Annotated in this window: 13 protein-coding genes; 4 read left to right on the top strand and 9 right to left on the bottom strand. The window is 55.0% G+C overall.

The window, feature by feature from the left end; translation table 11 throughout:
- Positions 1-2: 2 nt before the first annotated feature.
- Positions 3-2018: an APC family permease gene (locus tag VJ369_RS07740; protein WP_414652634.1), complete on the bottom strand. Its 2016-nt coding sequence runs from the start codon at positions 2016-2018 to the stop codon at positions 3-5.
- 144 nt (positions 2019-2162) lie between these two features.
- On the opposite strand from VJ369_RS07740, the gene VJ369_RS07745 reads away from it, so the two are divergent.
- Both VJ369_RS07745 and VJ369_RS07750 read left to right on the top strand, forming a co-directional pair.
- Positions 2163-2837, top strand: a complete 675-nt coding sequence (locus VJ369_RS07745) for a potassium channel family protein (RefSeq protein ID WP_096254283.1) — start codon at positions 2163-2165, stop codon at positions 2835-2837.
- A 19-nt stretch (positions 2838-2856) separates the two neighbouring features.
- Complete coding sequence (locus tag VJ369_RS07750; protein ID WP_324091513.1) at positions 2857-3522, top strand: TrkA family potassium uptake protein; 666 nt, start codon at positions 2857-2859, stop codon at positions 3520-3522.
- Here the strand turns inward: VJ369_RS07750 and VJ369_RS07755 are convergent.
- From VJ369_RS07755 to dut, 4 genes are all read right to left on the bottom strand, one after another.
- A complete protein-coding gene (locus VJ369_RS07755) occupies positions 3519-4208 on the bottom strand; it encodes a DUF3159 domain-containing protein (protein WP_324091514.1) in 690 nt (229 codons plus the stop codon). The genes VJ369_RS07750 and VJ369_RS07755 overlap by 4 nt on opposite strands.
- Positions 4209-4271: 63 nt before the next feature.
- On the bottom strand, positions 4272-4646 hold the full coding sequence (locus VJ369_RS07760) for a hypothetical protein (protein ID WP_324091515.1): 375 nt from the start codon (positions 4644-4646) through the stop codon (positions 4272-4274).
- A 5-nt stretch (positions 4647-4651) separates the two neighbouring features.
- Positions 4652-5335: a DUF3710 domain-containing protein gene (locus VJ369_RS07765; RefSeq protein ID WP_324091516.1), complete on the bottom strand. Its 684-nt coding sequence runs from the start codon at positions 5333-5335 to the stop codon at positions 4652-4654.
- Positions 5336-5373: 38 nt separating this feature from the next.
- Positions 5374-5832 (bottom strand): dUTP diphosphatase, encoded by a 459-nt coding sequence (dut, locus tag VJ369_RS07770; protein ID WP_324091517.1) that lies wholly within the window; start codon positions 5830-5832, stop codon positions 5374-5376.
- Positions 5833-5964: 132 nt separating this feature from the next.
- Here dut and VJ369_RS07775 point away from each other — a divergent pair, with 132 nt between their 5' ends.
- Positions 5965-6495, top strand: coding sequence for a DUF3093 domain-containing protein (locus VJ369_RS07775; protein WP_324091518.1), 531 nt, complete (start codon positions 5965-5967; stop codon positions 6493-6495).
- Between the two features lie 56 nt (positions 6496-6551).
- Here the strand turns inward: VJ369_RS07775 and VJ369_RS07780 are convergent, their stop codons facing one another.
- A complete protein-coding gene (locus VJ369_RS07780; protein WP_324091519.1) occupies positions 6552-6854 on the bottom strand; it encodes a DUF4193 family protein in 303 nt (100 codons plus the stop codon).
- A 240-nt stretch (positions 6855-7094) separates the two neighbouring features.
- Between VJ369_RS07780 and sepH the strand changes: the two genes are divergently transcribed.
- Positions 7095-8147, top strand: coding sequence for a septation protein SepH (gene sepH, locus VJ369_RS07785; protein ID WP_324091520.1), 1053 nt, complete (start codon positions 7095-7097; stop codon positions 8145-8147).
- A 93-nt stretch (positions 8148-8240) separates the two neighbouring features.
- Here the strand turns inward: sepH and VJ369_RS07790 are convergent, their stop codons facing one another.
- Genes VJ369_RS07790 through VJ369_RS07800 form a run of 3 tightly spaced genes read right to left on the bottom strand, consistent with a single transcriptional unit; the run spans position 8241 to position 12729 of the window.
- Positions 8241-9425, bottom strand: coding sequence for a nucleotide pyrophosphatase/phosphodiesterase family protein (locus VJ369_RS07790; RefSeq protein WP_324091521.1), 1185 nt, complete (start codon positions 9423-9425; stop codon positions 8241-8243).
- A 6-nt stretch (positions 9426-9431) separates the two neighbouring features.
- Positions 9432-10016 (bottom strand): DUF5998 family protein, encoded by a 585-nt coding sequence (locus VJ369_RS07795; RefSeq protein ID WP_324091522.1) that lies wholly within the window; start codon positions 10014-10016, stop codon positions 9432-9434.
- Between the two features lie 52 nt (positions 10017-10068).
- Positions 10069-12729 carry a GNAT family N-acetyltransferase gene (locus tag VJ369_RS07800; protein ID WP_324091523.1) on the bottom strand — a complete coding sequence of 887 codons (2661 nt, stop codon included), beginning with the start codon at positions 12727-12729 and terminating at the stop codon, positions 10069-10071.
- Positions 12730-12793: the final 64 nt, after the last annotated feature.

Genomic DNA, 12793 nt, shown 5'->3' on the forward strand with positions numbered 1-12793 from the left:
TATTATCCTTCGTGAGGTGAGGTGTTTCGGTGCGCCGAGGATTCCTCGGTCGGTGCACCGAGCAGTGCGTCGGAAGAGCTCAGCAGGCGCCAAGGCACCGAGGCAATGAGCACTCCAGGTTCGTAGTGCAGTCGGTTTTTGACCCGTTGGGCGGTCTGGTTGTGCACCAGTTGCTCCCACCAGTGGCCGACCACGTATTCGGGAATGTAAACCACGATGAGATCCCTTGGTGATTCCCGCCTAATCGACCGGATATGTTCGATCAAGGGTCCGGCGATATCGCGGTATGGAGAGGCCAGCGCGGTGATCGGAACCGGGATGCGCAATCGATCCCAGGTTGCTAAGGTGCGCGCGGTTTTCTCCGCTTCGATATCCACGATGATCGCTTCCAGCTTTGATGGACGCGAGGCCCGGGCGAAAGCCAGGGCGCGTAGCACCGGTTTACGTACCGTGGACACGAGTACCAAGGCATGAACTCTTGCCGGCAGCGCGGTGGCCGAGTGCTCATCATCAATCGATAATTCGCTGTCGACCTGCTGGTAATGACGTTGCAAAGATTCCATAATCAGTGTCAGCGCTACGATGCCCAGCACCGCAAGCCAGGCTCCGTGAACAAACCGAGTGGCAAGCACAACCACCAAAACCAGCAGTGACAAAATCAAGCCGATCAGATTCAACAGACGCTTGCGGCGCTTCGCCGCACGGATCTTCCGGTCGGTCACCGTCACGAGCACCCGGGACCAGTGTTTGAGCATGCCCAGTTGGCTAAGGGTGAAGGAAACAAACACCCCGACCACATAAAGCTGCACCAGGATTGTCACGTCACCGTTGAACAACAGAATCAGAACAATGGCAGCAAGACCCAGAGATAAGATGCCGTTGGAAAACCCAAGGCGATCCCCTCGGGTGCGTAGTTGTCGCGGTAGAAAGCCATCGGAGGCTAAGTGGCTGGCGAGGTTTGGGAACGAGTTAAAAGCTTGGTTCCCGGCCAGCAGCAGTACCGCGATGGTCAGAATCGAAACCACCACGGTGCCGAGGAAAAAGTTCCCAAAAACGGCCTGGGCCAGCTGGCCCAGCACCGGTATTTGCGCATAGGCCTCGGAGATAGGTTCACCGTCTAGCATCAGTGAAGTCTGCGGATCGGCGACTACCTTAATGCCTGTAGCCCGCGCCAGCATCAACGTACCTAGGGTCAGCACACCGGACAATAGCCCCATGGCCAACAGAATGCGACCCGCATTTTTGGCACGCGGTTTGCTGAGGTAGTGGACGTTGGAAATCGGTACTTCGATTCCGGTCAGCGCGGCCGAACCGGTGGAAAACGCGCGCAGGATCAGTAACGCCCCAACAACTCCATGCATACCGGTGGCAAATTCTTGTTCCGGGATGATTGTAAATTCGGCGCTAGGGGCCAACCCTAAGTTTCCGGTGAAGGCCAGCACGGCACCGACGGCAATCATCACCAGCATGCCGCCGACAAATAGGTACACCGGAATTGCCAAGGACCAGCGTCCTTGGCCTCGTCCTCGCAAGTTTGCGACCACGAGGAAGGCAACAATGGCTGAGGCGACCGCGGCCCGGTGCTCCCCCAAAGCCGGGAAAACACCAGAGAGGTACTGCGCCGCAGAGGAACTGGACACGGCAACCGTCAAGACAAAGTCGACCAGGAGCGCCGAAGCCACGGTGGTTCCCGAGCGGGGACCTAAGTTCTTACGGACAATCTCGTAGTCTCCCCCACCCGATGGGTAGGCCTCTACCGACTGACGGTACGAGAGCACCAGCACCAGAAGCACCACGAGTACCGCAACTCCCACAGCTGGTGAAAGCATCGTAGCGGCGATTCCGGCCATGGCAAGGGTCAACAAAATTTCGTCAGGCGCGTATGCCAAGGATGACAGCGCGCTGGAGGAGAAGATCGGCAAGGCGATCTTGGGTGGGACCGGTTTACGTTTAAGCTGTTCAGTGCTAAACGGTCGGCCCACGAGGATCCTTTTGAGACCATCAAATAAAGCAGGCACGAGATAACGTTATCTCAGGGCACGGCCTAGACAGTAGCGTTGGGTCAATGATGTGCTTCGCACCGGAGGCTATTGTTGCTTTCGGAGCTGTACATTGAGCAGCACAAGCAAGTTTTACTGGTGGTAAGAAGCGAGGAGTTGGCGGTGGCGCACTTTGTGATCATGGGTTGCGGACGCGTAGGCGTTGCGCTGGCTCATACGCTGGACGGAGCCGGGCATTCGGTGGCCGTTATTGATCAAGACCCCGAGGCTTTTCGCCGGCTAGGACAAGAGTTCTCCGGCAGCAAAGTTATTGGCCTCGGCTTTGACCGTGACACCTTAGTTGAAGCAAAAATTGAGGAAGCGTATGCCTTTGCAGCAGTTTCCAGCGGTGATAATTCCAACATTCTTGCCACCCGCGTAGCCCGTGAAAGTTACCACGTACCCCATGTTGTGGCACGTATTTACGATCCCGGACGAGCAGAAATTTATCAGCGGCTGGGAATCCCCACGGTCGCAGCGGTGCGTTGGAGCACCGACCAAGTGTTGCGGCGCATCCTGCCGGACTACTCGATGCGCGGAGATTACCGCGAACCGTCGGGACGGTTGATGCTGACTGAGGTTGCCTTGCATCGTGATTGGTATGGCCACCTCGTCAAAGAAGTCGAGGAAGCTGCCGGGGTCCGTGTGGCTTACCTGACTCGTTTCGGCGAGGGAACCATTCCGCAAAGCCGCACGCGGCTGCAAGGCGGCGATTTGGTACACGTGATGATGAATTTGGACCAAAGTAAAGACGTCGAAAAAATACTTGCCAACGCACCGGTCGCCGTCAGCGACTGAGACTAGAGAGCTAATCCACGTGAAAGTTATGATTGCCGGCGCCGGGTCGGTGGGCAGCTCGATTGCCCGCGAGCTGGTTTTGAATTCTCATGAGGTGCTGGTCGTTGACCAGAAAGCCGAAATGGCCGAACGCGCAGACCTGGACAATGTCCAGTGGCTCATTGGAGATGCCTGCGAACTGGCGGTATTACAACGCGCCAAGCTCGAAGAGTTTGATGTAGTTGTCTCTGCCACGGGTGATGACAAGGTCAACTTGGTGGTCTCGCTGCTGGCGAAGAGTGAGTTTGGTGTCCGCCGTACCGTGGGACGCGTGAACCATCCAAAAAATGAGTGGATGTTTGATGATGCGTGGGGTGTCGATGTAGCCGTCAGCACCCCGCGATTGATGACTGCATTGGTCGAGGAGGCCGTCGAAGTAGGCGACCTGGTTCGGCTACTGACGCTCAAAAGCGGCGAGGTTCATATGGCGGAATTCACCGTGCCCCACGACTCCGAGCTGATCGGCCGTACCTTGGGCCGCGTGGCTTGGCCGCACGACACCACGATTGTGGCGATTGTGCGAGACAAAGCACCCTTCCCACCCAGCGATGATGATGTTATCGAGGGCGGGGACGAAATCTTCTTCATCACCACACCCGAGGCCGAAGCTTCCTTGCGGACTACGCTGCGCGGGATAAAGCGTTAGGACTTCTCGGTAGCCGGGCGTGAGACCAGCCAGGCAAACCACAGGCCAGCAGCGTACAGCGGCACACCCATCAGTGCGCGAGCCAGGCCCAATGCCACCACGTTGTCAGCAAAATACATCGGCAGTTGGACTGCCAATCGCGCGATAAAGACCGCGATGATGATCCAAGTGGCGACGGCGTAGCGGCGCAACCTGCCCGGTTGCTGCCGCCATTCGGTTCCCTCGTTGCGAATGAAACCGAACAGCACTCCTGCCAACGGCCATTTGATGGCAATCGAGATGACAAGAGCTACCAGGTATCCGGCACCGATGAAGAAGCCGGGAACATAATAATCTTTGGCTTCCCCACTGGACCGGGCAGCAAAGGCACAGATCAAGATGCCGATCAGCCCACTGGCCGCCTGCACCAATGTCGATTTATTGATCAGCCGCACAATCATTAAGATCACGCCAAGCCCGATCGATGCGATCAGCGCCCAGGACAATTCGCGGCTTAGCGCATAGACCATCACGAATACAAAGCCCGGAATTACCGTCTCAAGAATTCCGCGCATGCCACCAACGCTGGCGATGACATCGATCCCACCGTCTGCGTTCTGCGATAGCTTTGCGTTCTGGCCGAGGCTGGAAGCTAGCGAGTGCTCCTTGGGAGCTTGTGACTCACTATGCTGTTCTTCGTTATTCATTGTTCTCACTTCTGCCTCGGTCGGTCCTCAAGACCTGGTACCCGACTATTTTGGACGTCGCCACTACCCATGGATTACCGGAACGATCAAATACCGGGGATTAAAAATACTGGGGACCTGATCAACTGGAGCCACCATGCCCGCATATTTGATTTTCACTCCAGGCTTGATTCCAGGTACCTGTTTTTGTCCCATGAAGAGTAACTTCACATGCGCTACGGTGCGCTGTCGACCGGTAGCAGCGGCTAACTGGTCAACGACCACGGCAGTGAGCCGCGGTGGAGTATTCGGCGCCGAGTAGCTAACCGATTGGATATACCCGACGTGCTCGATTCGCCCCTTGTCGGGCAGCTCGGACAACGAGTCAAGATGCCGATGAGCTGGTCTTGATTCTCTGCCATCAAGCTGCGCCGATAAGGGGGCAGGCTCGCAGGACATGTCCTTTAGCCGATCTGGGTAATTTCGGGGCCGCGTTCCGGACGGGTAATTTCCGGCGAAGGAGTCTCGACACGCGTATTGGCGTTACTTGGCACGTTCAATGGAAGAAGTTCGGCCGGAGGCAGTGGCTTGTCCCCACGGTTGACCACGACGCTGCGCAGAAGGTCATCGATAACCTCGGTGGCGGTCTCGTCTCCGATGGCTGCCCCGCCCACCACGGCGCGCAGGAACCAGCGTGGACCATCAACACCGACGAAACGCAAGGCTACATGTCCGGCACGCCCATCAGGAAGCTGCTGTGGAACCTTAGCTAGCAGCTCTTCGCCATGTTCACCTTCGCGGGAGAAAATTTCTCCATTCTGTTCGCGAATGTCACCGGTGATTTTCTCGCGGATTCCGGGCCATAACGACTCCGACTTTGATGAGGCAAAGGCCATCAGCTGCACGCGTGATTCGGCGATTTCTAGCGAAACAGCAACAACTCGCTGATTAGCCTGCTCGATATCCATGCGTACCTTCATACCTGGTATCGGCTTAACTAGAATCGAACCGAAATCGAGGTAGCTGTCGGTATCAGACACGTCACTTATGTCGAAGGGACCTGAACTAGTCTCGGGCTCCGTGGAGCTTGGGACAGTGGTTGGCTCTTCGACCGGATTTGCTTCCGACTTCTTACGCTTGAAAATCATGATGTCCTTAAATTTTGCGCTCTCTACATCAAGAGTACTTAGTTCGCGGTAAATCCGCCGGTTGAACCGAAGCCGCCGGTTCCGCGAGCAGTGTCGTCTAGTGTCTCGACCTGCTCGAATTGGGCAAGTTCGACTTTCTGGATGACGAGCTGTGCGATTCGATCCCCGCGCTTCACTTCAAATGCGCTGGTGTTATCCGTATTCAACAGTGTGACCATGATCTCGCCGCGGTACCCTGCATCTACCGTACCCGGTGCATTGACCACTGTAATTCCATGCTTGGATGCCAAGCCACTTCTTGGATGAACTAGACCCACGTAGCCGTGCGGAAGCGCGATCGCGAGACCGGTGCGGATCAAGGCCCGCTCACCTGGTTGGAGCACTGCGGATTCGCGAGCATGCAGGTCAGCTCCGGCGTCAGAGGGGTGCGCGTACCCAGGTACCGGCAGGTCTGGGTCCAGCATCTTGATCTTTACTGAAATCGTGGGCTCGTTCATGAGTTTTGCTTATTCCCCCGAGGAATTGTGTGGTCATTTTCTACCTGCTCAACTCTATCGTGAGCAGTTCAACGTGCCCGCCAGATTTCTCGGCGGTTCATAGCCAGCGAAATAGTGCCTAAACTGGAGGGTATGAGTACTCCCAGCCCAGAGGCTTCAAATGTTTTATTCCGTGAAAAGCTATGGCCGTCGGCCGGCACATGGATTTGGCCTTTATTGATCGCCATCACCGCGGGTGTTGCTATCGCACCGATCAGTGTCCCGTGGGGTTACGCCACCGGGCTGATTGTCCTAGTCGCCATCGTGGTCATCTTCTTGCTCAAGGTTCCCACCTTGGAAGTCACCGGCGAAAACCTCACCGTAGGACGCGCGACCATCGAACGTAAATTTGTCGGCGAAGCGGTCGGCTACCGTGGCGAAGAAGCTTTTAAACAACGTGGTCAGAAGCTGCACGGTTTAGCCTTTATGAACCTGCGTGGATGGCTAGATGCGGTTGTTTGCATCGAGGTAACCGATCCGCGCGATGAGACACCTTACTGGATTACCTCTACACGTCGGCCAGAAGAGCTGACCGCGGCCCTCAACGGTGTGATGTATGAATACACCGAAGAAGGCCAGCGCGAGTCTGAATCTCACCACGCCGAAAGCCCAACAGACGATTAGCGTCCAAGTAGTCCAGACGCTCTTGTGACAGATCTATTGCATCGAGTCTTGCGAGATTATCCTTCGCACTCGGTGCAATATTTTTGTTCCTGCTCTTCACGCGCCAGCTGCGAACGGTGACGGACCATGAAGCATGAGGCGCAAGTGAATTCATCGGCTTGCTCCGGAACAATGTCAACATTGGCTTCATCCTGACCGGCTTCTCCGCCTGGCAGAATGAAAGCTTCGGCAAGTTCTGCTTCATTCTCATCGATCAGGTTCGCGCTTGCAGCGGTGCCTAATTTTTTTGCCGCGGCCAACTGCTCGGCACGGGACCGGTCTTGACTGGTCTCGAGTGAAGCAACGTTTTTGTTGACCATAATCGTTTCTAACTCTTTTCTTCTGGCGAAATACTCGCTACCGGAAGCCTGCTGGCAAACAACGGTACCGGCCTAAAAGTATAACGTTTAACAGGGCACAACATTCCCTCCGGTGACATGGAGGGAGCAAAGTGATATGAACTTGAGACGAATCTTGCGCCACACCCGGGGCGGTGGTAGGAAATTGGGCCCATCAGTGGCAGAGTTTTACTCAGGAAATAGACCGTGTGGAGGGTAGTAATGCGTCAGCTGAGACTGGTAGGAATTCATGAAAATGGTTCCAGCCTGCAGGTCAGCAGCGACGACGGGATGAGTTTTGAACTTCCTGTCGACGATGCGCTGCGCAGTGCAATGGCCGAAATCGCCCGCTCGCGGGCGCCACGGAACCGAGATGAGTCTTCGGTTCATTCGCCACGTGAGATTCAGGCGCGGGTACGCGCCGGTGCATCTGCCTATGATCTTTCACTTGAGTGGGATGTTCCGGTAGAGCAAATCATCAAGTATGAGGGTCCCGTTCTCGCAGAACGCGAGCATATCGCAGAGTTAGCTCGTCGCGTTGAGGTCTCAGGACCACAAACCGACGCCGAATACCGAGAGGTCTTCGGTGAAGAGCCAGCGGATCTTGGATCGATGGTGGTGCATCGTCTGCACCAGCTGAACATTGATGCCGAGCACGCTCGCTGGAACTCTTGGAAAGATCCAGAAGGACAGTGGATTGTCACGGTCCAGTTCGACTCACCCCTGCACTCTGAAAACGTTGAGTCACTAGACAACGGTTCGAATGAGGACAAAGAAAATATCGCAAAGTGGGCTTTCACTCCGTCGCGTAAATCTTTGAAAAACCTGAACCGCTGGGCGCAAACCTTAAGCGAGCAGCAGGCTCCTGAATACTTTCGCCCGATCGCAGCCGTAGGACAAGCTGAGGCTCCGTCTGCTCCGGCTCCGGCCGCGGAGAACAATGACTCCGATGAACTAGTCAGCCTGCTCAACGCCCGTCGCGGTCAGCGATCTCCCGTGGATCCTGCAAAGGATGACCGGTTGAACGAAATCATTGAACGCAGCATGAGTAAGTATGACAAGGATGAGGAAGATTCATTCCCTCACCTATCTCAAGGTGTGTCTTCAAGAACCTCGCAGCTGGTAGTAGTCACCGATAAGGAAGCTTCTGAAGATGCCACCCATGACGATGGCGATTCAGCTGAGGATAACGCTCCGCGTAAACCAAAGCGGTCTTCTGTTCCCAGCTGGGATGACATCATGTTTGGAAAGCGTAAAAAGGACACCGATTCTTAAATAGTCGGATCCGCGAAAAGTGAGAGGCACCGTGCAAAGAATATTTGCACGGTGCCTCTCACTTTAATGTGTGCGCATCAGCACGCAAGTAAATTATTTGGTGCGGAGCGTAAAGAGGGGAACAAACCGTTCCGCCGCTGTCAACGAACCATGTTGGCCGACCATCTCAAAAGCTGTGGGAGAGACTCTGCGGCCATCATAAAATGCGATTGGCTCGGCAGCCAGAATCATCAAATCACCCAGACGTGCTGCGTGCTCCGCTGAAATTTTGCCGAAGTAGCCCAGGTCGATCGCTTCCTCACGACTGAGCACCCAGGCTTTAGTGCCATACGCACGCTGCCACGCCTCACGCACGTGCTGGCGCTGAGTCGGGCTAGTATCAGCTGCAAAGCTCAGTTGGACACCACGTGGTTCACCGCTGGTCAGTTCTACACCATCAATAAGTTCCGGCTCCAGGCTATAGTCAATGCGCTGCGAACTGGGCACATCCACCATGCCATGGTCGCCGGTGATGAGTACCGTGGTTTCCTCCGGTAAACGTGAAACTAACGTCTTAATGACGTAGTCAATTTCTTCGAGGGAATCTCGCCACTGGCTAGAGTCCACGCCAAACTTATGGCCTGCCTTATCCAGCTCGTTGAAGTACGTGTACACCAGAGCATTGCGATTCTTCGCAAAAATCTCGTGGGTGGCTCTGGCCCGCGCACTGGTTTGCCTAGCGGCAACAAAATTCGGGCCACGCAAAGAGGCACGAGTTAATGCCGATTTTTCGAACAATGGTAACGATACGGAGGCCACATGAATTCCGTGGTCACGTGTTGCCTCAAAGATCGTGGGAAGAGTTTGCCAACCATCGGGGCTCAAATCTGCAGGCCACCCACCCAACTGGTTGACCACGCGGCGGCGCTCAGGATCGATAACATCGTAGCCAAGCATGCCATGCTCTCCCGGCGTCACCCCGATCGCCACGCTACTCAAACTCGTGGCAGTGGTCGAAGGAAAACCAGTACCTAATTTTTGTGCTCGCTCAAAGAGTGAACGTAAAAATGGCGCATGTGCGACATGAGATTTGAATTGATTCCACCCCAAGCCGTCAACCATGACCAGGGCAACCCGTTTAGTGGGAGGTAGCCCTAACGGGTTCAGATAGCCGGGAACACCCAGTGCCGTAGCAGCCGAAGGAAGAATCTCCGATAACGTTGACTGCCCGTAAGCGGGAGCAACCGGCAGCGCTTGCGGCGGCGTAGGCAACGTCGAATTGCTGATTTCTTGGCTCATAGCTAATCAGATAGTTTCGTGGCGAAGACGAACCGCGAACTCACGCGCTTTATTCACTGCACGTTGTCCGTCGGCTTCAGCGCTCACGCGAATTACCAGGTCTTCTGGCTGCGCGGTTCCGCTCAGCCCGTGATCCGAGTCGCATTGCGGATCTGCACAAGAGGCAGGTTCCAAATCGATACGACGAGTGCCATTCCAAGACATTCCAAACGTCAATTCTCGCACTTCATCACCGGTGCGGTAGTGCTGCGGCTGGTGATACACATAGTTGGTAGCCACTGACGCAATACGGTGCAATGCGATCATTTCGGTTGAAACCTGAGCCATGACGTCTTTACCGTGATCATCAAGTTGCTGATCGTCAACGTGGATGATGTACAGGACTTTTTCACTGAGCACCATCACCGTAATATGGCGATGCACTTCGTTGTGATCAAAGTGCGTCTCTAGATGGACATAGTGGTCAAGTACCGGTTGGGACATCATCGCTTCAGCTAGGACATCCTGCACCATCTGCGGGTAAAAACCTGCCCTGACCAGATCGTGCTGCAATTCAGCACCAGCGGTAGTGGAATACGTTGGTGAGTTCATAACCCAATTCTACCGAGTACTACCGACCAAATCATCCAAGCCAGTCCTCAGCTCAACTTCGCAGCGCGCGCCTGACACTATCTGTGCGCTGTTCGGCATCACCTATTTTTATGCTGACGCCCAACACACTCAATGATTCCTGGGCCACACTGACCGGAGTGAAGTTCATAATGGTGATCGCTGGATGGTGATCTTTGAGTAACGAGACACGGGCAATGAAGTCCTTCAAGGACACCAGATCCACTGCGGGCAAGCCCTGATATCCGAACAGTCGGATGCTGCTTCGCGGCCGGCGGATTAAGGTATCAAGATCTTCGATGGTCAACGGCGCCACGGCATGAGACCAGTCATTGAGCAGATTGACTGGATCTCCACTCAGTCCAAAGGAAATCACCGGCCCAAGGAGCGGATCTTCCACCGCCTTGATCACGCACGCTTGTCCCGCCGGGGCCATAGTTTGCACTTCGAGGGAGTTCACGTTGTATGCGGCCATCAACGTACTCATATGTTTGAAGTTAGCTTCTAAACTCTGTGCGTCAGGAATATTGAGACGCACTCCCCCGAGGTCTAGGCGCTGGCGCAGATCCGGGTCATTGGCTTTGAGCGCTACCGGCCAGCCAAGTCGATTGGCCGCCGCCACGGCCTCTTGCTCGTTGTTGACTACCTTCGAGTCGAAAACCTTGATGCCATAAAATCCGAGAAGTTTGACTGACTGTTCGTGGGTAAGCTCTTGAAGCTCGGTCCCCGAAATACCGTTGACTAGCTCTTCCAAATACTCGTGGGCACCGATCGCATCAACGTCCGAAAAATCAGGTAGAGCCTCGTAGGGCACATTCATCCACTGGCTGTAACCGTAAGCCTTAGCCAGAGCACCAATCGTTTCGGTTGGCGAGGTAAACACGGGAATTGAATGATGTATCCCCTCGCGGATCTTCGTATCAGTCAGTCCGGTCAGCAACGCTATAACTGGTTTGTCTTGACCGCTGAATTCGGAGAGTACTTTGATAACCGACTTGGCGTCCATGCCCATATCCGGCAAATGGGCCACCACCACAGCGTGTACCTGCGGATCATGAAGCAGATCCCTGACCCGGGCTCGGAGTATTCCCGTGGAGCGCGATTGACCCTTCGAATAATCAAGCTCTTCGCGTTGCGCGGTAGCGAACAAATTCCGTCCTTCGCTAACATCGCACACGACTTCAGCCAACGTTAAAGAGTTGGAGAGCACCGCAACTTGCGGCCCGGCGGGAGCAGGGAAAACGGAGAGCAACGAAGCGACGTCCATCAACTCTTCGATAGATCTGACCCGGATTACCCCCGATTGGCGGAGCATCGCGTTCAGTGCTTCAGGCGGAGCTTCGCCTAAACGTACCGAGTGTCCTGGGGGAAGACGGCGTCCGAGCAGATCTGATTTCGCTACGATCACTGGTTTGCTGCGCGCCAGACGGCGGGCAATGCGCGAGAATTTACGTGGATTACCGAAAGATTCAAGATGCATGGCGAGTACCGCGGTTCGTTCATCATCTTCAAAATACTGCATCGCATCATTGCCAGATACATCTGCGCGTAGGCCAGCCGAGATGGCACTGCTCTGGCCCACGTCCCGTTGCATTGCCGCGCCTTGCAGGACGATGCCCATGGCTGCCGACTGACTAAACAGGCCCACCTTGCCAGCAATTGGTAATTCCCTGGCCAGCGAAGCATTCAGCCGGATCTCCGGGTCTGTGTTCAATACCCCCAATGAGGCAGGGCCGACCACACGCATACCATTGGCGCGGGCCAGGGCCACAAGTTCGCGTTGCGCGAGAAGTCCGTCGACCGATTCGTAGCCGGCAGTCATAATAATCAGGCTTTTAACACCGTGAGCGCCGCACTCCGTAATGGTTTCCAGTACACGTTCGCGAGGCACACAAATAATAGCCAGATCTACGGGGCCGGGCACCTCGGTAATTTTTCCGTAGCTGGTCAAGCCACCCACTTCGAAGGCCTGCTCATTTACCGCATAGACAGTTCCCGAGAAGCGGCCTTCGACCAGTCGATCAAGCACATCGTGCCCAATACTCCCCCAAGTGCGGCTGGCACCAATGACAGCGACTGATGAAGGAGCCAGGATCGCTGCCACGCTACTTGCTTCGGCACGGTGTTCGCGGGCTTCGGTAACTTCACGGGATTTATCGGTGGGATTGATGGGGAATTCGAGCATGATCACGCCATCTTCAAAGTGACGTGCCACCGCGTAACCTGCATCTGAGAAAACAGTGAGCATCTTCCGGTTTTCCGGCAAAATCTCAGCCGTAAATTTCTCTATACCGTTTTCACGCCCCGCAGCCGCGAGGTGTTCGAGCAGGATTGATCCAATGCCTGTGCCTTGATATTCGTCAGACACGTTGAACGCCACTTCGGCTTCGGTGGGATCATCCAAACGGTCATAGCGACCAACCCCGATAATTTTTGAACCGCGAACCACGGTAAACGCCACCCGGTTGTGATGATCTACATTGGTGAAGCGGTCGAGTTCTTTAGGAGTCAGCGATGACTTGTACGTAAAATAGCGTAGGTAAACCGAAGTTTCAGATTGCTGTTTATGCATATCTTGCAAGGCCTGAGCATCTTTGGGCGTAATTGGCCTTAGATGCGCGGTCGTGCCATCGCGAAGAACAACATCTGCTTCCCAGTGGGCTGGATATGCCGCTGAAAGTTTACGATCCACCATAGGCTTAGAATAGTCGCGCTTTCGTGTTTGCGCCCAGACGCAACACGAAAGTAGAACATTTTAG

Origin of the sequence: Glutamicibacter sp., assembly GCF_035257265.1 — a bacterium.
Lineage (GTDB): Bacteria > Actinomycetota > Actinomycetes > Actinomycetales > Micrococcaceae > Glutamicibacter.

What these genes read in the sequence shown, in the direction of transcription:
- VJ369_RS07780 (WP_324091519.1), bottom strand. Translation starts at nt 6,854, where the DNA reads ATGGTCAACAAAAACGTTGCTTCACTCGAGACCAGTCAAGACCGGTCC.
- dut (WP_324091517.1), bottom strand. Translation starts at nt 5,832, where the DNA reads ATGAACGAGCCCACGATTTCAGTAAAGATCAAGATGCTGGACCCAGAC.
- sepH (WP_324091520.1), top strand. Translation starts at nt 7,095, where the DNA reads ATGCGTCAGCTGAGACTGGTAGGAATTCATGAAAATGGTTCCAGCCTG.
- VJ369_RS07765 (WP_324091516.1), bottom strand. Translation starts at nt 5,335, where the DNA reads ATGATTTTCAAGCGTAAGAAGTCGGAAGCAAATCCGGTCGAAGAGCCA.
- VJ369_RS07800 (WP_324091523.1), bottom strand. Translation starts at nt 12,729, where the DNA reads ATGGTGGATCGTAAACTTTCAGCGGCATATCCAGCCCACTGGGAAGCA.
- VJ369_RS07790 (WP_324091521.1), bottom strand. Translation starts at nt 9,425, where the DNA reads ATGAGCCAAGAAATCAGCAATTCGACGTTGCCTACGCCGCCGCAAGCG.
- VJ369_RS07755 (WP_324091514.1), bottom strand. Translation starts at nt 4,208, where the DNA reads ATGAATAACGAAGAACAGCATAGTGAGTCACAAGCTCCCAAGGAGCAC.
- VJ369_RS07795 (WP_324091522.1), bottom strand. Translation starts at nt 10,016, where the DNA reads ATGAACTCACCAACGTATTCCACTACCGCTGGTGCTGAATTGCAGCAC.
- VJ369_RS07760 (WP_324091515.1), bottom strand. Translation starts at nt 4,646, where the DNA reads ATGTCCTGCGAGCCTGCCCCCTTATCGGCGCAGCTTGATGGCAGAGAA.
- VJ369_RS07775 (WP_324091518.1), top strand. Translation starts at nt 5,965, where the DNA reads ATGAGTACTCCCAGCCCAGAGGCTTCAAATGTTTTATTCCGTGAAAAG.